This is a genomic window from Methylobacterium sp. J-030 (assembly GCF_022829545.1).
GTDB lineage: Bacteria > Pseudomonadota > Alphaproteobacteria > Rhizobiales > Beijerinckiaceae > Methylobacterium.
Window position 1 is genome coordinate 45,949 of record NZ_JAKSYM010000264.1, and the last position, 19,159, is coordinate 65,107.

The 19,159-nt window shown below is 71.2% G+C and carries 17 protein-coding genes, 2 tRNA genes and 1 pseudogene; 11 read left to right on the plus strand and 9 right to left on the minus strand.

Annotated elements, in window-relative coordinates:
- Nucleotides 1-56 precede the first annotated feature (56 nt).
- The 4 genes from MKK75_RS19525 to MKK75_RS19540 are packed head-to-tail and all read right to left on the minus strand — an operon-like array spanning nucleotide 57 to nucleotide 2,135.
- The gene (locus tag MKK75_RS19525; protein WP_313901876.1) at nucleotides 57-440 is read right to left on the minus strand and encodes a four helix bundle protein; all 384 of its coding nucleotides are present in this window, start codon (nucleotides 438-440) and stop codon (nucleotides 57-59) included.
- 40 nt (nucleotides 441-480) lie between these two features.
- Nucleotides 481-1,128 (minus strand): NADH-quinone oxidoreductase subunit C, encoded by a 648-nt coding sequence (locus MKK75_RS19530; RefSeq protein WP_244044185.1) that lies wholly within the window; start codon nucleotides 1,126-1,128, stop codon nucleotides 481-483.
- A 9-nt stretch (nucleotides 1,129-1,137) separates the two neighbouring features.
- Nucleotides 1,138-1,725: a NuoB/complex I 20 kDa subunit family protein gene (locus MKK75_RS19535; RefSeq protein WP_161393000.1), complete on the minus strand. Its 588-nt coding sequence runs from the start codon at nucleotides 1,723-1,725 to the stop codon at nucleotides 1,138-1,140.
- Between the two features lie 44 nt (nucleotides 1,726-1,769).
- Nucleotides 1,770-2,135: an NADH-quinone oxidoreductase subunit A gene (locus MKK75_RS19540; protein WP_007560754.1), complete on the minus strand. Its 366-nt coding sequence runs from the start codon at nucleotides 2,133-2,135 to the stop codon at nucleotides 1,770-1,772.
- Nucleotides 2,136-2,461: 326 nt separating this feature from the next.
- On the opposite strand from MKK75_RS19540, the gene MKK75_RS19545 reads away from it, so the two are divergent.
- Nucleotides 2,462-2,538, plus strand: a tRNA-Asp gene (locus MKK75_RS19545).
- 278 nt (nucleotides 2,539-2,816) lie between these two features.
- Here the strand turns inward: MKK75_RS19545 and MKK75_RS19550 are convergent.
- A complete protein-coding gene (locus tag MKK75_RS19550) occupies nucleotides 2,817-3,203 on the minus strand; it encodes a RidA family protein (RefSeq protein WP_244044186.1) in 387 nt (128 codons plus the stop codon).
- Nucleotides 3,204-3,260: 57 nt separating this feature from the next.
- Entirely contained in the window at nucleotides 3,261-3,554 is a 294-nt protein-coding gene (locus MKK75_RS19555) for a DUF1127 domain-containing protein (RefSeq protein ID WP_244044187.1), read from the minus strand.
- Nucleotides 3,555-3,667: 113 nt separating this feature from the next.
- Here MKK75_RS19555 and MKK75_RS19560 point away from each other — a divergent pair, with 113 nt between their 5' ends.
- Nucleotides 3,668-5,059, plus strand: coding sequence for a PLP-dependent aminotransferase family protein (locus MKK75_RS19560; protein ID WP_244044188.1), 1,392 nt, complete (start codon nucleotides 3,668-3,670; stop codon nucleotides 5,057-5,059).
- A gap of 141 nt (nucleotides 5,060-5,200) precedes the next feature.
- On the opposite strand, the gene MKK75_RS19565 is transcribed toward MKK75_RS19560, so the two are convergent.
- Both MKK75_RS19565 and MKK75_RS19570 read right to left on the minus strand, forming a co-directional pair.
- Nucleotides 5,201-6,544, minus strand: coding sequence for a sensor histidine kinase (locus MKK75_RS19565; protein WP_244044189.1), 1,344 nt, complete (start codon nucleotides 6,542-6,544; stop codon nucleotides 5,201-5,203).
- Nucleotides 6,544-7,209: a response regulator transcription factor gene (locus MKK75_RS19570; RefSeq protein ID WP_244044207.1), complete on the minus strand. Its 666-nt coding sequence runs from the start codon at nucleotides 7,207-7,209 to the stop codon at nucleotides 6,544-6,546. Before MKK75_RS19570 ends, MKK75_RS19565 begins: the two co-directional genes overlap by 1 nt.
- Before the next feature lie 263 nt (nucleotides 7,210-7,472).
- On the opposite strand from MKK75_RS19570, the gene MKK75_RS19575 reads away from it, so the two are divergent.
- The 3 genes from MKK75_RS19575 (at nucleotide 7,473) to MKK75_RS19585 (ending at nucleotide 10,375) form a co-directional block, all read left to right on the plus strand.
- Complete coding sequence (locus MKK75_RS19575) at nucleotides 7,473-8,153, plus strand: DNA-binding protein (RefSeq protein ID WP_244044190.1); 681 nt, start codon at nucleotides 7,473-7,475, stop codon at nucleotides 8,151-8,153.
- Between the two features lie 100 nt (nucleotides 8,154-8,253).
- Nucleotides 8,254-8,544: a hypothetical protein gene (locus MKK75_RS19580; protein ID WP_244044208.1), complete on the plus strand. Its 291-nt coding sequence runs from the start codon at nucleotides 8,254-8,256 to the stop codon at nucleotides 8,542-8,544.
- Between the two features lie 79 nt (nucleotides 8,545-8,623).
- A complete protein-coding gene (locus tag MKK75_RS19585) occupies nucleotides 8,624-10,375 on the plus strand; it encodes an ABC transporter ATP-binding protein (protein ID WP_244044191.1) in 1,752 nt (583 codons plus the stop codon).
- A 28-nt stretch (nucleotides 10,376-10,403) separates the two neighbouring features.
- Here the strand turns inward: MKK75_RS19585 and MKK75_RS19590 are convergent, their stop codons facing one another.
- Nucleotides 10,404-10,817: a DUF4279 domain-containing protein gene (locus MKK75_RS19590; protein WP_244044192.1), complete on the minus strand. Its 414-nt coding sequence runs from the start codon at nucleotides 10,815-10,817 to the stop codon at nucleotides 10,404-10,406.
- A gap of 587 nt (nucleotides 10,818-11,404) precedes the next feature.
- On the opposite strand from MKK75_RS19590, the gene MKK75_RS19595 reads away from it, so the two are divergent.
- The 6 genes and pseudogenes from MKK75_RS19595 to MKK75_RS19620 all read left to right on the plus strand — a co-directional run bounded on the left by MKK75_RS19595 (nucleotide 11,405) and on the right by MKK75_RS19620 (nucleotide 19,031).
- On the plus strand, nucleotides 11,405-12,280 hold the full coding sequence (locus MKK75_RS19595) for an aldose 1-epimerase family protein (protein WP_244044193.1): 876 nt from the start codon (nucleotides 11,405-11,407) through the stop codon (nucleotides 12,278-12,280).
- A 3-nt stretch (nucleotides 12,281-12,283) separates the two neighbouring features.
- A pseudogene (locus tag MKK75_RS19600) lies at nucleotides 12,284-12,988 on the plus strand (uroporphyrinogen-III synthase); the annotation flags it as partial.
- 2,603 nt (nucleotides 12,989-15,591) lie between these two features.
- Nucleotides 15,592-17,142: a heme biosynthesis protein HemY gene (locus MKK75_RS19605; protein ID WP_244044194.1), complete on the plus strand. Its 1,551-nt coding sequence runs from the start codon at nucleotides 15,592-15,594 to the stop codon at nucleotides 17,140-17,142.
- Between the two features lie 237 nt (nucleotides 17,143-17,379).
- On the plus strand, nucleotides 17,380-17,811 hold the full coding sequence (locus tag MKK75_RS19610) for an NUDIX hydrolase (protein ID WP_244044195.1): 432 nt from the start codon (nucleotides 17,380-17,382) through the stop codon (nucleotides 17,809-17,811).
- Between the two features lie 94 nt (nucleotides 17,812-17,905).
- A tRNA-Thr gene (locus MKK75_RS19615) sits at nucleotides 17,906-17,980 on the plus strand.
- Nucleotides 17,981-18,179: 199 nt separating this feature from the next.
- Complete coding sequence (locus tag MKK75_RS19620; protein ID WP_244044196.1) at nucleotides 18,180-19,031, plus strand: hypothetical protein; 852 nt, start codon at nucleotides 18,180-18,182, stop codon at nucleotides 19,029-19,031.
- The last annotated feature ends 128 nt before the right edge of the window (nucleotides 19,032-19,159 follow it).

A 19,159-nucleotide genomic window follows, 5' to 3' on the forward strand; every position in this document is an offset into this window, starting at 1 on the left:
GAAAGCGAATAGGGAGTAGCGAGTAGCGAGTAGGGATTCGGTATCATCATCTGTCCCTATCGGCTCGCGTCGGTTTTTTGGATCGCGCGGATCAACGCGCGCAGCATTTTTCCGATCTCTTCGCCGCGTCCGAGAAGCGAATCGGCTGCCGTTGTGGAGACGAATCCGATGCGGTTCGACAGAATGATGTGTGTCTCCAATTCCTTCAGGGAGCCCTGCGCGATGCGCAGGAACTGAACGAAGGCTCCACCTGTCTCACGGCCATGACCCTCCGCAATGTTGGCAGCGATCGACGTGGCGGCGCGCCGGATCTGTGCGGTTAGACCGAACATCTCCTCGCGCGGGAACGCCCGCGTCTCCCGGTAACATGCCTCAGCCAGCGCCATGGCGTCCTGCCAAACCTTCAAATCCCGATAGGAAACAATCGCAGATCGATCCACGATAGCCCCCTATTCGCTACTCACTACTCGCTATTCGCTCTCATGCCGACTTCTTCTCGTCGCCGGGCAGCACGTAGTCGGTGCCTTCCCACGGGGACAAGAAGTCGAAGTTCCGGAATTCCTGCGTGAGCTTCACAGGCTCGTACACCACGCGCGCCTGGTCCTGATCGTAGCGGACCTCGACGAAGCCTGTGAGCGGGAAATCCTTGCGTAGGGGATGCCCCTCGAAGCCGTAGTCGGTGAGCAGGCGGCGCAGGTCGGGATGGCCGGAGAACAGGATCCCGTAGAGGTCGTAGGTCTCGCGCTCGTACCAGTTGGCGGCCGGGAAGACCTCGATCACCGAGGGGACGGGCGTCACCTCGTCGGTCTGCACCTTCAGCCGGATACGCAGGTTATGGCGCAGCGACAGCAGGTGATAGACCACGTCGAAGCGCTTCTCGCGCTGCGGATAGTCCACGCCGCAGATGTCGATGAAGTTGCGGAACGCGCAGGCCGGATCGTCGCGCAGGTAGGTCAACGCGTAGACGATGTCGGAGGCCTGCACTACGAGGGTCAGCTCGCCGAACGTGATGGCGTGCGACACCACCGCCGGCCCGAGGGCGCCGACGACCCGCTCGGCCATCGCCGCCACGGCGTCGTCGCCGTAGACCGGCTGGGTGTGCGAGAGGATCGAGATGCCGTTCGTCATGGCGGCTCCTCAGCGCTCGATCGTGCCGGTGCGGCGGATCTTCTTCTGCAGCAGCAGAACGCCGTAGAGCAGCGCCTCGGCGGTGGGCGGACAGCCGGGCACGTAGATGTCCACCGGCACCACCCGGTCGCAGCCGCGCACCACCGAATAGGAGTAGTGGTAGTAGCCGCCGCCGTTGGCGCAGGAGCCCATCGAGATGACGTAGCGCGGCTCCGGCATCTGGTCGTAGACCTTGCGCAAGGCCGGGGCCATCTTGTTGGTGAGCGTGCCGGCGACGATCATCACGTCCGACTGGCGGGGCGAGCCGCGGGGCGCGAAGCCGAATCGCTCGCAATCGTAGCGCGGCATCGACATCTGCATCATCTCGACCGCGCAGCAGGCGAGACCGAAGGTCATCCACATCAGCGAGCCCGTGCGGGCCCAGTTGATCAGCTCGTCCGTGGTGGTGAGCAGGAAGCCCCGGTCGGCCAGCTCGTCGCTGATCGACAGGAAGGTCGGATCGTCCGCGCCGATCGGGCGGCCGGTGTTGGGATCGATGATCCCCTTCGGCTGGGGGGCGATCGCGGGGGCGCGGTTGGTTTCGGTGATCAGGGCCATCGGCGACTCGACGAAATCCGGTGCGGGCGGGGGGCTGACGGAGCTCAATCCCACTCGAGGGCGCCCTTGCGCCACTCGTAGACGAAGCCGACGGTCAGCACGCCGAGGAAGACGATCATCGACCAGAAGCCGAACCACCCCAGATCCCCGAAGGTGATCGCCCAGGGGAACAGGAACGCGACTTCGAGATCGAAGATGATGAACAGGATGGCGACGAGGTAGAACCGCACGTCGAACTTCATGCGGGCGTCGTCGAAGGCGTTGAACCCGCACTCGTAGGCGGAGAGCTTCTCCGGATCCGGGCTCTTGAACGCGACGAGGAAGGGCACGACCAGCAGAGCCGTGGCGATAAACAGTGCCACGCCGATGAAGACGATGAGCGGCAGGTAATCCGCCAACAATCCGGTCATGCCAGGGCCTCGCGAGACAAGGAAAACCGCGGTGCGACGCCGACCCGGATTCGCCCGTGGAATTGTTCTTATGCCAGGATGCGCGCGGCCGGAGGCTTAGTCGAGCCGCCGGCCCGTGACAATGGCTTGTCGCGTCGCACAAAGAGGGCTGTCCGTCTTCCCCAGAGATGGGCATGGGCGGCATGCCTGCAACACGACGGAAGCGCGCAGGGGCATCGACGGGCCGCCGCACGAAACCCGGTCGGACGTGCTTGACAGCCCCCCGGCCGCCCCATAAACCCCGCCCCGTCGCCGGGCGAAACACCCCTTCGAGGCGACCACGCCGTGCGGGCGTAGCTCAGTTGGTTAGAGTGCCGGCCTGTCACGCCGGAGGTCGCGGGTTCGAGCCCCGTCGCCCGCGCCACGCCCCCCTGGACATGTCCTCAGATCGAATGCCTCGCCCGGGATGACGGTCCCTGGCCAGATGACGGATCTGCGGTCCGACGGATCTTGCACATCAGTTCTGGCATGTCAGTTCCGGACCGCGCCGAACGCATGCGGTCAGCGATCCGGGAGGGCTCCGGGCGGTGACCTTCGGGATCGGTTGCTGCCGAGCACCCGATGGTTGTCGGCCACCGGTGAGCCGATGCCGATCGAGCGGTGCTGCGCATTTCGGCGCGCTCGCACCCTCGCGACTGTGCGTCAGGGGCGTGGGACAGACGCGATTATCTCGATCTCGACCTGTGCCGCAAGGGGCAGCGCCGCCACGCCGATCGTCGTGCGTGCCGGATAAGGCTCGGCGAAGTACTCCGCGTAGACTTGGTTCATGGCGGCGAAGTCGCCCATGTCGGTCAGGAACACGGTGCACTTCACGACGTCTCCGAAGCCGAGCCCGGCCGCTGCCAGCACGGCGCCGAGGTTTCGGAAGCACTGATGAACCTGCGCCGCGATCCCACCCGCGACCAACCGGCCGGTCGCACCGTCGATCGGCGTCTGGCCGGACAGGTAGACGGTGTCGCCGACACGGACACCGTGCGCATAGGGTCCGACCGCCGTCGCGCCCGGGGCCATCACGGGACTTCTGCTCATCGGTGGGATCTCCGTGATGGCGCTTGAGGCAAGGGCCGGCGCGCGCAGACCGTCCTATCACCAATGCCGTGTCGCGCCGCGTGCGGACCGGCGCTCGTCGCGGCGGCCGTTCAGCAGGTCGATGGCGTCGAAGACGCCAGACCCGCAGGCATCCGCCACGTCCTGCGGCGTCAACCCGATATCCTTCAGCTCCCGTGCCGACAGGGTCGACAGGCGGTGCAGCACGCGCCGGTTCATGGCCGCACGCGACAGGCCGGCCCGGATCCCAGCGGCGACCAAGGCGATGGCCCGTGCCGCCCGGGCGATCCAGCGGGGTCGGGCGACGGCGGTCTGTGAAAGGCACTGATCCATGATCCCCTCCTCCATATCTCCGGGGTGGGTCGATCCTGTCACCGCAGGGCTGGCGGTGACAGGCACAATTCGGTACGGTTCGGAAGAATTGTCCGGCGAAACGAGCAGTACGGATGTCGATCACCGCCCATGTCCCCGGGACCCGCGTCGAGGCCGTGGCCGGCGAGATCCGCGCGCGGATCGCGGCCCGGCGGCTCGTCCCCGGCGTCCGGATCCCCTCCGTGCGGGTCTTCGCCGATGCCATGGGCGTCTCGAAGTCCACGGTGGTGGAGGCCTATGAGCGGCTGGCCGCCGAGGGGGCGGTGGTGGCCCGGCCGGGCTCCGGCTTCTACGTTGCCGGCAAGACCCGGCCGCTCTCGCTCCAGGCGATGGGGCCGCGGCTCGACCGGATCGTCGATCCGCTCTGGATCACCCGGCAGGCGCAGCAGGCGGGGGCCGAGCAGCTCAAGCCCGGGGCCGGCTGGCTGCCCGAATCGTGGATGCCGCACGAGGCGATCCGGCGGGGCCTGCGCCGGGTGGCCCGGGCCAACCTTTTCGAGATGACCAATTACGACCGGCCGCTCGGCTACGAGCCCCTGCGCCGTCAGATCGCCCGCAAGATCGGCGAGAAGGGCGTCGGCGCCGAGCCCGACCAGATCGTGCTGGTCGAATCGGCCACGCAGGCGCTGGACTTCGTCTGCCGCTTCCTGCTCCAGCCCGGCGATACCGTGCTGGTGGACGACCCCTGCTACTTCAACTTCCTGGCGCTGCTGCGGGCCCACCGGGTCGCCGTGGTCGGCGTGCCGATGACCCCGGACGGGCCGGACCTCAAGGCGCTGGCGGCCCTGCTGGAACAGCACCATCCGCGCTTCTACCTGACCAACGCGGCGCTTCAGAACCCGACCGGCACGAGCCTCACCCCCGCGGCGGCGCATCGGCTGCTGAAGCTGTGCGAGGCGCACGACACGCTCATCGTCGAGGACGAGATCTTTGGCGATCTCGAGCCGGATGCGGCCCCGCGGCTCGCGGGCTTCGACGGGCTGGAGCGGGTGATCCAGATCGGCAGCTTCTCCAAGACCCTCTCGGCCGCCGCGCGCTGCGGCTGGATCGCGCTCCGGGCCGACTGGGTCGAGCCCCTGGTCGATCTCAAGCTGGCGCTGAGCCTCGGCAACGGCCACGTCACCGCGGCTCTGGTGCATGCGCTGATCACCGAGGGGGCCTACCGCCGCCACCTCGCCGAGACCCGCCGCCGGCTCGCCTCCGCGATGGTGAAGGCTTCCGCGGAGCTCTCCGCTTGCGGCCTGGAGCCCTGGGCGCAGCCCCGGGGCGGGTTCTTCCTGTGGATGCGCCTGCCGGATGGCCGCGACGGGGCCGCGGTCGCCCGCCGGGCATTGGCCCGCGGCATGGTCCTGGCGCCGGGGACGTCGTTCAGCCTGTCGGATGCCTGGAATGGCTACATGCGCTTCAACGTCGCCCACTGCACCGACCCGCGCATCCGCCCGATCCTGCGGGAAGCCCTGGGCTGAAGGGCGGGGTTTCCAAAGGGCTCAGCCCTTTGGCGGGGTGTCGGGCCGGAGCCCCGATATCGGGCTTCGCACGAGCCCAGCAGGGTTCCACCCTGCACCCGCAAAAGGTCCCGGACCTTTTGAAACCGGGACTTGTCCGGATCAGGCCGGCAGGACCAGGTCCGCCCGCAGGCCGCCCAGGTCCGCGCGCGCAAGGCTCAAGCCCCCACCGTAGAGCTCGGCGAGTTCCAGGGTGATCGGCAGGCCGAAGCCGTGGCCCGGCACGCCCTCGTCCAGGCGGCGGCCCCGCGCCATGACGGCCGCCGCCGCCGCGGGGTCGAGCCCCGGCCCGTCATCCTCCACCCGCACATGCACCGAGCCGTCCGGGGCTGCCGCCGAGACCCGCACCCGCCCCCGGCACCAGCGGCAGGCATTGTCCACGAGGTTGCCGAGCATCTCGTCGAGGTCCTGGCCCTCGCACGACACCGCAAGATCCTCCGGCACGGCCAGCTCGATCGCCACGCCCTTCTCGGCATAGAGCCGCGTGAGGGCATCGCGCAGGTCCGCGAGCCGCGGTGCCAGGGGCGTGCGGGTCCGGGCCGAGCCTTCGAGCGCCGCCGCCCGGGCCCGGCGCAGGTGATGGCGGACCCGGCGGTCCATATCCTCCACGTGCTGGCGGAGCGCCCCGTCCGGGTCGCGGGTGGGGGCGGCGAGCGCCATCGACAGGGTGGCCAGGGGCGTCTTCAGGGCGTGGGCGAGGTTGGCGACGTGGCCCCGGGCCCGCTCCAGATTCCGGGCGTTCTGGTCGAGGAGGGCGTTGAGTTCGGCCACGACGGGCGCGATCTCGGCGGGCTGCTCGGCCGGAACCCGTTCCCGCGTGCCGGATCGGACCGCGGCGAGGTCGGCCCGCAGGCGTCGCAGCGGTGCGAGGCCGAGTCGCACCTGAACGGCCAGCCCGGCCAGCAGGCACAGGCCGAGGATTCCCAACACCAGGGCGAGGCTCGTCAGGACCTCGCGCAGGGGCCCGTACAGCTCGCCTGCCGGGGCCGCCACCACGATCGTGGCGGGTGAGGGACCCGGCAGGCTGAGGATGCGCGCGTAGAGCGGCTGGCCGCGGGGCCCAGTACCCCAGGCTGGATGCGGGCGTCCTGGGTCGTCCTCCGGCCCGGTGTCGGACAGGCGGATGTCGCCGCCGTGGAGGGAGCCCGAGCGGATCGTCTCAGGTCCGCGCCGCACGATCCAGGCCCAGCCGGGACCCGGCCCGTCGACGGGGCCCGACCTGTCGTAGGGCGGCGCGTCGAGGTTTTCCGGCAGGATCCCGGCCTCCAGCCCGGCCCGGAGGGCGACGATCTGCGCGTCGAGCCGCCCGTCGAGCTGCCCGCGCACGAACCGGTGGAGGATCACGCCGATGGCGAGGCCCGCCACCACCAGGGCCGCCAGGACCAGCACCAGGGCGACGGCGAGCAGCCGGGTGCGCAGCGAGCGGCGCGGCGTTCCCAGCGCCATCAGGCGGGCTCCGCGTGCAGGCGGTAGCCGTGGCCGCGCACGCTCTCGATCCGCGCCGGCGCGATCTTCCGGCGCAGGCGGGTGATGATCACTTCGACGGAGTTCGAATCGACGTCCGCGTCGCCCTCGTAGACCCGCTCGATCAGATGCGGTCGCGGCACCACGGTCTCGCGGTTCAGCATCAGGCACGACAAGACCCGCCATTCGAGGCCGGTGAGCTTGAGCGGCAGGCCCTCGTGCTCGAAGGCGCCGAGACCGGTGTCGAAGCTCAGGGGGCCGCAGGTGATCCGGCTGGCACCCCCACCTTGCGATCGCCGCACCAGGGCGCGCAGGCGGATCACCAGCTCCTCCACCCGGAAAGGCTTGACGAGGTAGTCGTCCGCCCCCGCCTTGAAGGCCGCGACCTTGTCGCTCCAGCCGTCCCGGGCGGTGAGGACCAGCACCGGCAGGGTCCGCCCGGCCCCGCGCCACGCGCGCAGCACCGAGACGCCGTCGCCCTTCGGCAGGCCGAGATCGAGCACGACGGCGTCGTAGCCCTCGGTCTCGCCGAGATGCTGCGCGTCCTCTCCGGTGGCGGCGTGGTCGAGGACGAAGTTCTCCGCCCGCAGCACCTTGGCCACCTCGGCGGCGAGCGCCGTATCGTCCTCCACCAGCAGGATCTTCACCCGTCCATCCTCCGCCGCCCGAAACCGTGCTCGGACAGGCATCTAGGGCCGGCTCCCCGCGTTGCCCGCCGGTCCGGGGGCGGTCTCGACCCGCTTCAACAGCCGCGGACAAGTGCTTGATACCGCGAGAGGTTCGGCGCCTGATCGTTCTAGGTGGCTGGGTTTAACCGGGGCTGAACCGGCTGGTTCAGTCCGGATTGCCGGGGGCGCCTTACGAAGGGGCATCGGGTCGAACGGATCCGGACCTTTTGAAGGACGACATCATGACCGACATCAAGACCATCGACGGTACCGCGCGGGAAATCCCCGATCCCGCCAAGCCGGCGCTTCGCACGATCCCCCGGCGGACCTGGGTGATCGGCGCCCTGGCCGCCCCGCTGGCGCTCGGCGCCGTGGGCCTCTCCCTGGCGCAGGGAACGAGCTTCCAGCCGACGCCGGTCGAGCCGGTGGCGATCCAGGCCCTGGCCCCCTCGGGGGCGACGGCGATCCGCGGCACGGTTGCAGAGATCTATGGCAACAAGTTCGTGGTCCAGGACCCGACCGGCCGCGCCCTGGTCGAGACCGGCCGCGAGGGCGAGGACGGCACGCTCGTCGCCAAGGGCGAGGCCGTCACGGTTCAGGGGCGGTTCGAGACGGGCTTCCTGCACGCCCAGGTGCTGACCCACGGGGATGGGCGCAAGGTCGTGCTCGGCCCGGCCGGCGGCCCGCCCATGGGGAGCCTGGACTGGGCCAAGGACCGGATCGGCCTCGGGCCGACGCTCGACCTCCCCGCCCTGACGGCCTCCGTGCAGGCGGCCGGCTACAGCGACGTCCGCGTCACCGGACGCGGCCCGCGCCACCTCGACGTCGCCGCCAAGGACCGGGACGGGCGCGAGCACCAGCTCCATGTCGGCTTCGACGGACAGGTCCGGGAGCGGGCGGCGCGCGACCGGCCGCCGGTGTGATCCCACGACGGGGCGGGGTGGCATGCAACCCTTCCAGCCCTGCCGCGTCCTCCTGTCTCTCACCGCAAGGAGGATGCACGCCGTGGAGCCGATGAAACCGATGAAGCCCATGGAACCCATGAAGCCCATGGAGCCGATGAAGGGCATGGAGCCCTGGTGGCCGAAGGATCTCGGCGATCCTGCGACCAGCGGCGCGCAGAACGGGATGAAATACGCCTTCTTCCCCGACAAGCACCGCCTGCTGATCGAGCGTGACGGGCAGGTCTCGACCTATGACAGCGGCGATCATCGGATCGGCGGCGTTTCGCAGGCGGACGGGTCTTCGAAGTCCCTGACCTTCTCCAGCCAGAACGGCGACGTCGATCTCGGCTCGCTCAAGAAGCTCGACTGAGGCTGCCGTGGACAGGCCGGATCGGCGCCCTTAAGCCCGACCCGGCCATGCGAGACGCCCCGCCGAGACCCCCGACCCCATGCGCGCGCTGATCGATCTCGTGCGCGCCATGCGGGCGCCCGATCGGCGGCGCCTCGCCCTGATCGCGTTGGGCCTCGCGGGGGCGGCACTGCTGGAGGTGATCGGCGTCGCCGCGGTGATTCCGTTCCTGACGCTGGTGGGCGATCCCTCCGCGGCGACCCGCGTTCCCTATCTGGCGCAGGCGCGGGCCTTCCTCGGCCTTACCGACGAGCGCGCGTTCCTGCTGGTCGCCGGCGCCGCCGCGCTGGCGGCGATCCTGGTCACTTCCCTGGTCAATGCCGGGCTGACCTACGCTCAGCTCCGGTTCACGCATCTGGCCGGCTACGGCTTCAGCCGGCGCCTGCTGTTCCGCTACCTCGACCGGGAGCGGCTGTTCTTCACGCAGGCCAACAGCGCCGAGCTCGCCAAGAACGTGTTGTCCGAGACCGACCGGCTCGTGGTCGGCGCCCTGACGCCCGCCACGGTGCTCGCCTCGCGGGCGAGTTCGGCACTCTCGGTGATCGTTTTCCTGCTGGCTTACGCGCCGCAGCTCGCGCTGATCCTGGGTGGCGGCTTCGGCGGTCTCTATGTCGGGATCTACCTCGTGATGCGGGCCCGCCTCGCCCGGCTCGGCGCCCGCACGGTGGCCGACAACGAGGCCCGTTTCCGGATCGTGCAGGAGACGTTCGGGGCGCTCACCGAGCTGAAGCTCTACGGCCGGGCGGAAGACTTCGCGGCCCGGTTCGACGCCCCGGCCCGCACCTACGCGACCGCCACCGCGGCGAGCCTGCTCACCGGCCAGATGCCGCGCTTCGTCATCGAGGCGCTCGCCTTCGGCGGCGTGATCGTGGTGGTGCTGTTCGCCCTGGCCCAGGGGCTCGACGTGGCCGGGATCCTGCCGCTGCTGGGCCTGTTCGCCTTCGCGGGCTACCGGATGCTCCCGGCCTTCCAGAACATCTTCACCTCGGTGGCGCTGATGCGCTTCACCCTGCCGGCGGTACGCGTGATCGTGGACGAACTCGCCGACGAGCGCGTGGTCCCGCGCCGCAATGCGGAGCGCCTGCCCTTCGCGCGGGAGATCCGGCTGGAGGGGATCGGCTTCGATTACGGCACCGGCCACTCGGCCCTCGCCGGGATCGACCTGACGATCCCGGTCAACACCACGGTGGGCCTCGCCGGTCGGACCGGATCGGGCAAGTCGACGCTCGCCGGCCTGATCCTCGGGGTGCTGAGCCCCGGCACCGGGCGGATCACCGTGGATGGCTGCCCCCTCGATCCCGCCACCCTGCCGGCCTGGCAGAACCGGATCGGCTACGTGCCGCAGGACGTCTTTCTGGTGGACGGCACGGTGGCGGAGAACATCGCCCTCGGTCTCGACGGGCCGGACCGCGCTGCCGTCGAGCGGGCGGCGCGGCTCGCGGGGGCGCACGACTTCGTGGCCGCCCTGCCGCAGGGCTACGACGCGCGGGTCGGCGAGCGGGGCGCGCGGCTCTCGGGCGGCCAGCGTCAGCGCCTCGGCATCGCCCGGGCCCTCTACCACGACCCCGACGTGATCGTGTTCGACGAGGCGACCTCCGCCCTCGACGAGGAGACGCAAGCGGCCGTGATGCGGGCGCTGCGGGCGCTCTCGGGCCGGCGGACGCTGATCCTGATCGCCCACCGCCTCTCGACCCTGGAGGGCGCCGACGCGGTCCACGTGCTGGAGGCGGGGCGGCTGGTCGCCTCCGGACCGCCCGAGGCGGTGCTGTCGGGACTGGGCTCGGCGGCGTGACGGGGTCCGCGGGTGCGGTGCGGCAGCTTCAGGCCGCCTGGCCGGCGATCCGCTCCGGATCGCGGCCCTGGGTCGCGAAATCGGTCTCGATCGTGCCCTGCAGCTTATGCACCAAGCCTTCCAGGTGCGGGTCGACCGCCGGCGGCTGCGCGCCGGCCTCGCCAAACCAGAACAGCGTGACGAGTGTGGACAAGCCGGCCGCGCCGACGACGGATTTCAGGCGATCGAACGTCTCGTCCTGCTTCACGCATGCCGTGGCGTGCCCCAGGATGTTCATGATGCACGCGGCGTGGTCGCGGAGGTCGGACGTTCTGACCCGATCCTTCGTGTTCAGGAGCCAGTACCCGGTCTCCCCGATCTTCTCCACGCCCCGCTTTCCGAGCCGGTACGGCTCACCCTTCCGATAGGCGAGCGTCGGTGCGACCCGCAGCACATCGGACACGGCGGACGCGTCGAGGCTGTCTCCTTCGAACCGGAGCGTCGCGAACGCCTTCAGGGCAGGCGATGAATCGGTCTTCATGATCCGTCGGCGCCTGTGCGTATCGGGAAGGGTGCATCAGGATGCTGTCCCGAATCCTTGCGACTGATGCAGCGGCGCGGCTGCGGACTGAAATCGTAGCGAGGTCCTTCGCGTCGTGCAGCCTGCTCCGCCACGCCGCTCCGGTGACCCCCCGCCGCCCTTTCGAGAGGGTTGGCCAAGCGCAGTGCGGGATTGGCGTGCCCGGCTTCATCTCGCGCACCCCTTTCCCGGACAGGTGGAGCGTCAGCGGAACCTGATCCGGGACCTAGCACAGAAAGCGCCGCCCAAGCGGCACAGTTTGATACAGAGGGACGCTTCGCGAAGTCTCGTGCTGGTTCCCGGGTCACATTCGGCTTTCGCTGCATGCGCCCGGGAAACGCTCGGAGCACAACCGACGCACCGCGATGTCTTCGGATCCCTGTCGATCACCCAGCCGAGCCGGCAAACGCCCCTTGCGCCCCGGCCCGCCTCCGTTACCTCGGCTCTCCGAGGACGACCGGGAGATCACCGTGAGCACGCGCATCGAGCTGAAAGCCGCGGACGGCACCACGGCCGCCCTCGCCACGCACGGCGCCGAGCCGGTCTCCTGGCGGGTCGGCGGGGCCGAGTTTTTGTGGAGCGGCGATCCGGCCCACTGGAACCGCCATGCCCCCTGGCTCTTCCCGGTGGTCGGCGCCTCGGCGGGCGGGCGGGTGAAGGTCGGGTCCGAGAGCTACCCGATGGGCCAGCATGGCTTCGCCCGGGATCTGCCCTTCACGGTGGTGGAGCAGAGCGCCGACGCGGTGACCCTGCGGTTGACCGACGGGCCCGAGACCCGGGCGCATTACCCCTTCGCCTTCCGGCTCGACGTCGCCGCCCGGGTGCGCCCGGCGGGCCTCGATCTCGACGTCACCGTGGCCAATCCGGGCGACACGCCCCTGCCCTACGCGCTCGGGTTCCACCCGGCCTTCCCGTGGCCCTTCGCGGGCGGCGTGCGGGCGAAGGACGGCGGCTACGCGGTTGTGTTCGAGCAGGCGGAGCGCCCGTTCGCCCCGCAGGTCGGTCCCGGCGGCCTGCTCTTGCGCGAAGAGCAGCCGATTCCGCTCACCGGAGACACCCTGCCCCTCGATCCCGCGATCTTCACCGAGGCCTTCGTGTTCCGGAGGGCGCGCAGCCGGGCGATGCGCTTCACCGGGCCGGGTCAGGCGATCCGGATGGAGATGGCGGATTTTCCGCATCTCGCGGTCTGGACGAAGCCCACGGCGCCGTTCCTCTCGCTCGAATGCTGGACCGGCTACGCCGACTGGGCCGATTTTTCCGGCGACCTGGCCGAGCGCGATTCGCAGCGTCTGCTCCCGCCGGGGGCGGAGGCGCGCCACGGCGTCCGCCTGACCCTGGAAGGCTGAGCGTTGCGCGTCTGGGTGGCGCGGCCGGAACCCGGCGCGACACGGACCGGCGCGGCGCTGGCGGCGCGCGGCCACGCGCCGCTCGTGGCCCCGGTCCTCACCCTGCGGCCGACCGGGGAGCGTCCGCCCGATGGCCCGTTCGACGCGCTGCTGCTCACCAGCGCTAACGCGGTGCCGGCCCTGCAGGACCTCGCGGCGCTGCGCGTCCTCCCGGTCTTCGCGGTCGGCGCCCGCACGGCCGCGCTGGCGGCGGAGGCCGGGGTTGGATCGGTCCGCGAGGGGCCGGGCGATGCCGCCGGCCTCGCCGCCCTGGCGCGCGAGTGGCTGCCGCCCGGCGCGCGCCTCCTCCACGCGGCCGGGGCCGAGCGGAAGGCAGAGCCCGCGGCGACGCTGTCGGCGGCCGGATTCCACGTCACAACCTTCGTGGCCTACGCGGCGGAAGCCCTGCCGGCCCTGCCCGATCCGGTCGCCCGCGCCCTCGCCGACGGCGCCCTCGACGCTGCCCTGCATTACTCCCGCCGCAGCGCTGCGATCGCCCTCGCGCTCGCCGAAGCCGCGGGCCACGGCGGAGCTTTCCGCCGCCTGAGGCATTACTGCCTGTCAGCGGACGTTGCCGCACCCCTGGAAGCGGCGGGTGTTCCGGTCCATTTCGTCGCGGCGCGTCCGCGGGAAGCGGAGATGCTGGACGCCCTCGCGCCGCCGCCCGGCCCGGCGTGCGGTGACACGGAGGCCGGGCCGCCGCATCTCGCCCTCGCGCCCGGGGCCGGGGCGGTGCTAGGGGGGCGCGGCGACGCCGAAGAGTTGGAGGACTTGCCCGTGACGCCACCACCCAGCGACGCCGACAAGCCCGGCTCCGGCGGCCGCAGACCGGATGCTGCGCCCGCCAAGCCCGGGCAGCCCAATCCGTCCGAGACCAGACCGGGCGCGACCGCGACCGGCGCGACCGCAACTGCGAAACCGGGCACGCCCGGGCCGGCCGCGGGCGGGTCCCCGCCCGCCGGTGCGACGCCGCGGCCGGCGACCGACCCGGTCGTCGCCGCCAAGCCCGGAACGACCGATGCGAAGCCGTCCGCCGGTCCGGCCGCGCAGCCGAGTGCCGCCAAGCCCGAGGCCGCCAAGCCCGATGCTGCGAAGACCGATGCCGTGAAGACCGAAGCGGCCGGGATGATGCCGCCCAGGGACGCCTCCGGTAAACCCGAGACATCCAAGCCAGAGACGCCCAAGCCTGAGACCGGCCCGTCGACCGCGCCGAAGCCGGGATCCGCCCCGGCGCCGGATGCCGCCAGGATGGCTTCATCCTCCGCTGCGTCCACGGCCTCGACCGCCTCGGCGACGGCTGCGGGGCGCGCCGAGCCCGGCAAGCCGGAGGCCGCGCGGACCGAAGCGCCGAAGCCCGGCCAGCCGGGCGCGGGCCAGCAGCCGGGTTCCGGGCCGCAGGCCGGCGCTCGTCCAGGCGGACCCGCCCCGGGCGCCGCGGGTGCGGTGACCGCCGCCGCGGTCACGGCCGGGCCGATCCTCGACATGAAGGCCAAGCGTATCCCCGATCCGCCGGGACCCGCCAAGGAGCCGGGCCAGGACGCGAAGGCGGGCGGCAAGGAGCCGCCCAGGGACGCCGGCAAGGAGGCTCCGAAAGCCGCCGCGAAGGGGTCGATCCCGGGCGTCGCCGCCGGCACGGCGGCCGCTGCTCCGGCATCCCGGGGGCGGGCCGGGTTCGGCTCCCTCGCGGCCGCGGGCTTGCTGGGCGGCGTGATCGGCGCGGGGCTTCTGTTCGGGGCCGAGACGGCCGGAATCGGCCCCGATCCGCGCCTGAACGCACTCGATCAAAAACTCTCCGGGCAGATCGCGGCCCTGAGCGGCCGGCTCGACGGGCTGGCACCCCGGGATGCGCTGACGGCCCTCGACAAGCGGATCGGCACGGCCGAAACGACCGCCAAGCAGGCCCTCGACAAGGCGGGCAGCGCCCCCGCGCCGGCTGCCGCAGCGCCGGACAGCTCCGCCTCCGGTCAGGCGCCGGCGGTGCCGGCCGATCTGGCGGCGCGCCTCGACAGCCTCGATCAGCGCGTCGCCGCACTTCAGGAGGAGCCGGGCCGCGACCAGCCGGCAGAGTCCAAGCTCAATGCGGTCCAGGACAACGGCCAACAGCTCGCCGACCTCGACACGCGCCTGAAGTCCCTGGAGGCCAAGGGAGCGAGTGCGGGCGCGGCCGAGGACACGTCCCAGAAACTCGCCGCGCTCCAGAGCGAGGTGGAGCAGAAGACCAAGGCGAATGCCGACGCGGATGCCGCCCTCGGCCAGCGCCTCGACGGTCTCCAGCAGACCCTCGACAGCCGCGTGAAGGCCGCCACCGAGGCGGTCCAGGCGGCCACACAGGCGAGCCGCACCGCCGCCGAGGCCGGGCAGACCCAGGCCGCGGAAGCCGCGAAGGCGGTCGATCGGCGGCTTCAGGAGCAGGCCGACAGGATCGCCGCCTTGGACAAGAGTGTGGCGCAGCGCGCCGACGCCGCCACCGTCCAGGCGGCCCTGCGGGTGGTCGTCGCGGATCGCGTGGCCTCGGCGCTCGGATCGGGATCGGCCTTTGCGGAGCCCCTGGCGAGCCTGCGCAAGCTCGATCCCGCGACGGACGCGCAGGCCAAGGCGCTCGCCCCCTTCGCGGAGACCGGCGCCCCCACGGCGGCGCAGCTCGCGGATGAATTCCGGCCGATCGCCGAGCGGATCGCAGCCGAGCGACGGGCGCAGCGGGCCAAGACCGCCGCAGAGACCGGCGATTTCCGCGCCAAGCTCCTGAGCATGGCCGACGGCCTCGTGCAGGTGCGCAAGGCCGACGCCCCGGCCCCGGAGGCCGCCGACCAGCCGGAGACCAAGGTTCAGGCGGCGCTCGATCGCGGCGACCTGCCGGCGGCCGCCACGGCCTTCGCGGCGCTGCCCGCCAAGGCGCGGGACGAGGCCGGCGATTTCGGCGCCAAGCTCAAGGCGCGGGCCGAGGCCGAACAGGCCGGGCGGACGCTCGTCGGAAACGCCTTCCAGGCCCTGCCGACCGGCGCCGGGTCCGACACGCCCGCCTCCGCCCCCGCGACCAGCCGCTAAGCAGACTTCGGAAAAAGGGCCTCCGGTTTTGCGACGAAAACCTGCGGCATACCAAGGACCTGAGCGGACGAAGCGTTGGCCTGCCGACGCAACGCCGCTTAGGACCGTGACGGCCTCGAGCCGCGCGCCGCGCGGCCGCAACTCCTCCGGGCGGGCGTGCAGGCGCCCGGTCCCTCCCGCACCCAGCGACCGTCGCCGCGCGGCCGTCGACAGGAGACACTGACCCCATGTGGCGCGCCCTCGCCTTCCTGGCCCTGCTCGCACTCGCCGCCTTCGGGGCGGTCTGGATCGCCGACCGGCCCGGCACCGTCACCGTCGTGTGGAACGGCTACCAGATCGGCACCAGCCTGGCGGTGGCCCTGGTCGGGGTGATCGCCGCGGCCATCGTCCTGGGCCTGCTCTGGGCGATCGTGCGCGGCGTGATCGGCCTGCCCGAGGCCCTGGTCCGCGGCTCCGCCGAGCGGCGCCGGACCAAGGGCCTCTCCGCCCTGTCCCGCGGCATGGTGGCGGTCGGCTCGGGCGACCCGCTGGCGGCCCGCCGCTACGCCGGAGATGCCGAGCGGCTGCTGGGCACCGAGCCGCTGACCCTCCTGCTCAAGGCCCAGGCCGCCCAGATCTCCGGCGACCGCGACGCGGCCGAGAGCGCCTTCCAGCGCATGGTCGACGATCCCGAGACCCGGGTGCTCGGCCTGCGCGGCCTGTTCGTGGAGGCCCGCCGCCGGGAGGACGAGACCTCCGCCCGGGCCTACGCCGCGGAGGCCGCCCGGCTCGCTCCGAGCGTCACCTGGGCCAACGAGGCCCTGCTGGAGGCCCAGAGCGCGGACGGCGACTGGGGCGCGGCCCTGGACACCATCGAGCGGCGCTCCTCCCTCGGGCTGATCGACAAGGCCAGCGCGAAGCGCCAGCGGGCCGTGCTGCTGACCGCGATCGCGGGCGAGCGCGAGGCCGGCGAACCGGAGCTGGCCACCGAGCGCGCCCTGCAGGCCGTCAAGCTGGCCCCGGATCTCGTCCCGGCCGCCTGCATCGCCGGGCGCCTGCTCGCCCGCCGCGGCGACTTCCGGAAGGCCGCTCGCATCGTCGAGGCGGCCTGGAAGGCCAACCCTCACCCCGACTTGGCCAAGGTCTATCTCGGCCTGAGGACCGGCGACTCCGTCCGCGACCGCCTCGCCCGGGCCGAGGTCCTGGCGAAGCTGTCGGTCTGGGATCCCGAGTCGCGGCTCGCCCTGGGTCAGGCCGCCCTCGACGCGCGCGACTACAAGCGCGCCCGGGAGGCGGTGAAACCGATGCTGGCCGACCGGCCAACCGCGCGCGCCTGCCTGATGATGGCCGCGATCGAGGAGGCCGAGCACGGGACCGCCTCGGGCCAGGCCCGCGAATGGCTCGCCCGGGCCGCCCGCGCGCCGCGCGACCGCATGTGGATCGCGGACGGGATCGCGTCCGAGACCTGGGCGCCGGTGTCGCCGGTCAGCGGCCGCCTGGACGCCTTCGCGTGGCAGGAGCCGCCGAACGCGCTGGCCTCTGCCGCCGCAGCCGAATCGGAAACCGTGCCGGAAGGGCGGACCGTGCCCGTCCTGGTTCCGGCCAGCCCGGGCGGGATTGGACCGGACGCGTCGCGGCCGAGCGTGACGCAACCGGACGCCCCCGTGCCCCCCGCCGTCGCTCCGCCGCCCGCTGGGGGCGCCAAGGCCGCGGGTCCCGACCCGATCTCGGCCGGAATGGCGGCCGCCGCGCTGCCGGCCTCCGGTTCCACCGATCGTGCGGTGCTCAGGGCCGGGTGACGACCGCATCCGGGACGGACGCGATTTTAGATTTGATTGGCAGTGTAAGCCTTGTATCGGGGTGGCAAGCCAAAATGTCCGGCGTGCCGGAGTGTGTAGACCGGCGTCGAGATCGTCATGCTGTGTGGCGTGCCGCTGCCGACCCGAGGACCCGATCATCCGCCTCATGCCCGCTTCGGACACGCCGCCGGCCCGATCGAACCTGAACCCCGGCCGGCACGGCGGGGTGCGGCCGTGATGAATCTCGATGACGACGGCGAGCCGCGGCGGCAGGTCGGGGCGCTGCCGTTCCGCTTCGGGCGGGACGGGAAGCCGAAGGTTCTGCTGGTGACGTCGCGGGAGAGCCGGCGCTGGGTGATCCCGAAGGGCTGGCCGATGAAGGGGCGCAAGCCGTTCGAGGCGGCGGCGCGCGAGGCCTACGAGGAGGCCGGTCTGCGGGGCGCGATCGGCAAGCGGCCGATCGGGCACTATCTCTACCAGAAGCGTCTGAAGAACCTCGACGCCGTCCAGTGTCAGGTGAAGGTTTTCCCGCTCAAGGTGCGCAAGCAGCTCGAACACTTCCCCGAGGAGAAACAGCGGGAGTTGCGCTGGTTCACGCCCGCCGAGGCCGCCGAGGCGGTCTTTGAGCCGGGTCTGGCCGCCCTCATCCGCGCCGCCCGCCGCTGGTAAAACCTCCGGCTGCGGCGTTGCCAACCCGGCGGCGATCCGGTATGGCCCCACTCGACCGGACGGACACGCCCCCGCAGGGGCGCCCCGGACACCGGCTGCGGTAGCTCAGTGGTAGAGCACTTCATTGGTAATGAAGAGGTCGAGAGTTCAATCCTCTCTCGCAGCACCAGTTTTCCTTCCACAAACCAATGACTTACCGGGCAGGGTGTAGCGCTGCGTCGTCGCTCAAAAACGCACGGTGACCACCGGGTGACCACGCATTTTCACACTGCCGGCCGGCGGCGAGCGGCTCGGCGTGAAGCCAATTCATATCGACAAAATGTCGCGCTCACCCGAGTGCGGCCCTATGATCGGGATGGATCCAGGCCATGCTCAACGACACGGTTCCGACCTTTCGGTTTAACCGACCGCGTACCCCCTCCCCTTCAAACTCGTTGCCTCGCCGTCCTGAGCCGATCAAAGCGCCCGACCTGTCGACAGCTGCCAAGCCTGCCGAATCAGGCAGAGCCAGCGCTGGGGCTGGCAGCCGGGACGCTGTAGCTGCCGACGCCGAACGCTTCGTGCATAAGGTCCGAGGTTCTGATTCGCAGCCGCTTGATAGCGCGGGTTGGCTGCAGCGCGCCGGTTTGAACATCCGCAAGGCATCGGACGCACAGCACCTTGAGGCCATCGCTCTTGCCTACGCTACCTACATCCGAATCAGCGCCAGCCCATTGCAGACCGCGATCATGGCCGAGCTTGAAACCTTGAGCGGGCGCAAGCGCTCGCGCACCACCCACGACCTGCACCTCATCGTCGAGCGGTTCGTCTCTTATGGTGGCGAGACGCCCGCCGAGCGGCTTGCGGCGCGCAAGCTGATCAGCCGGGACGTACGGGCGATCCAGCACCTCGAAACAGCCAAGGTGCTGCCGAGCCGAGTGCAGGCGCTGGCCGCCACGCCGGGTGAAGGGCTTCACGCCTGGGCTCGGCAGAACGCGGCGGCGAAGCGGGTATCTGCCACGCCAGTGAATGCCATAGCGATTGCCCGTCGAGCAAAGGCAGAGGCACGGCAGCGGGCGCTGTTCCACGAGGTGACCATCACGACGCGGCGGCCCGACGGCTCACGGAAGGGTCGGCGTCAGTTCAAGATCACTGGGGTTCTGAGTTCGGAGGTGGCGGGGCTTCGACGGCGCTTGAAGGGTCTAGAAATGCTTAGTGCGGGCAAAGCTTCGACTAATTGAGCGATCCGACGGCTGAGCTTCATGTGCTCGCCTTACTTCCGGAATGCGCCAGAACCGGACTCGGGGTGCTTGCCCGGAAGCGGGCTTTCCCGCGTCACGATGCGGTGCGAACACAGTTATGCGCGAGG

Excerpts from the sequence above, each read along its gene's own strand:
- MKK75_RS19555 (WP_244044187.1), bottom strand. The coding sequence starts at position 3,554 with ATGGATCAGTGCCTTTCACAGACCGCCGTCGCCCGACCCCGCTGGATC.
- MKK75_RS19575 (WP_244044190.1), top strand. The coding sequence starts at position 7,473 with ATGACCGACATCAAGACCATCGACGGTACCGCGCGGGAAATCCCCGAT.
- MKK75_RS19535 (WP_161393000.1), bottom strand. The coding sequence starts at position 1,725 with ATGGCCCTGATCACCGAAACCAACCGCGCCCCCGCGATCGCCCCCCAG.
- MKK75_RS19605 (WP_244044194.1), top strand. The coding sequence starts at position 15,592 with ATGTGGCGCGCCCTCGCCTTCCTGGCCCTGCTCGCACTCGCCGCCTTC.
- MKK75_RS19550 (WP_244044186.1), bottom strand. The coding sequence starts at position 3,203 with ATGAGCAGAAGTCCCGTGATGGCCCCGGGCGCGACGGCGGTCGGACCC.
- MKK75_RS19540 (WP_007560754.1), bottom strand. The coding sequence starts at position 2,135 with ATGACCGGATTGTTGGCGGATTACCTGCCGCTCATCGTCTTCATCGGC.
- MKK75_RS19580 (WP_244044208.1), top strand. The coding sequence starts at position 8,254 with ATGAAGCCCATGGAACCCATGAAGCCCATGGAGCCGATGAAGGGCATG.
- MKK75_RS19585 (WP_244044191.1), top strand. The coding sequence starts at position 8,624 with ATGCGCGCGCTGATCGATCTCGTGCGCGCCATGCGGGCGCCCGATCGG.
- MKK75_RS19620 (WP_244044196.1), top strand. The coding sequence starts at position 18,180 with ATGCTCAACGACACGGTTCCGACCTTTCGGTTTAACCGACCGCGTACC.
- MKK75_RS19560 (WP_244044188.1), top strand. The coding sequence starts at position 3,668 with ATGTCGATCACCGCCCATGTCCCCGGGACCCGCGTCGAGGCCGTGGCC.
- MKK75_RS19610 (WP_244044195.1), top strand. The coding sequence starts at position 17,380 with ATGAATCTCGATGACGACGGCGAGCCGCGGCGGCAGGTCGGGGCGCTG.
- MKK75_RS19530 (WP_244044185.1), bottom strand. The coding sequence starts at position 1,128 with ATGACGAACGGCATCTCGATCCTCTCGCACACCCAGCCGGTCTACGGC.
- MKK75_RS19565 (WP_244044189.1), bottom strand. The coding sequence starts at position 6,544 with ATGGCGCTGGGAACGCCGCGCCGCTCGCTGCGCACCCGGCTGCTCGCC.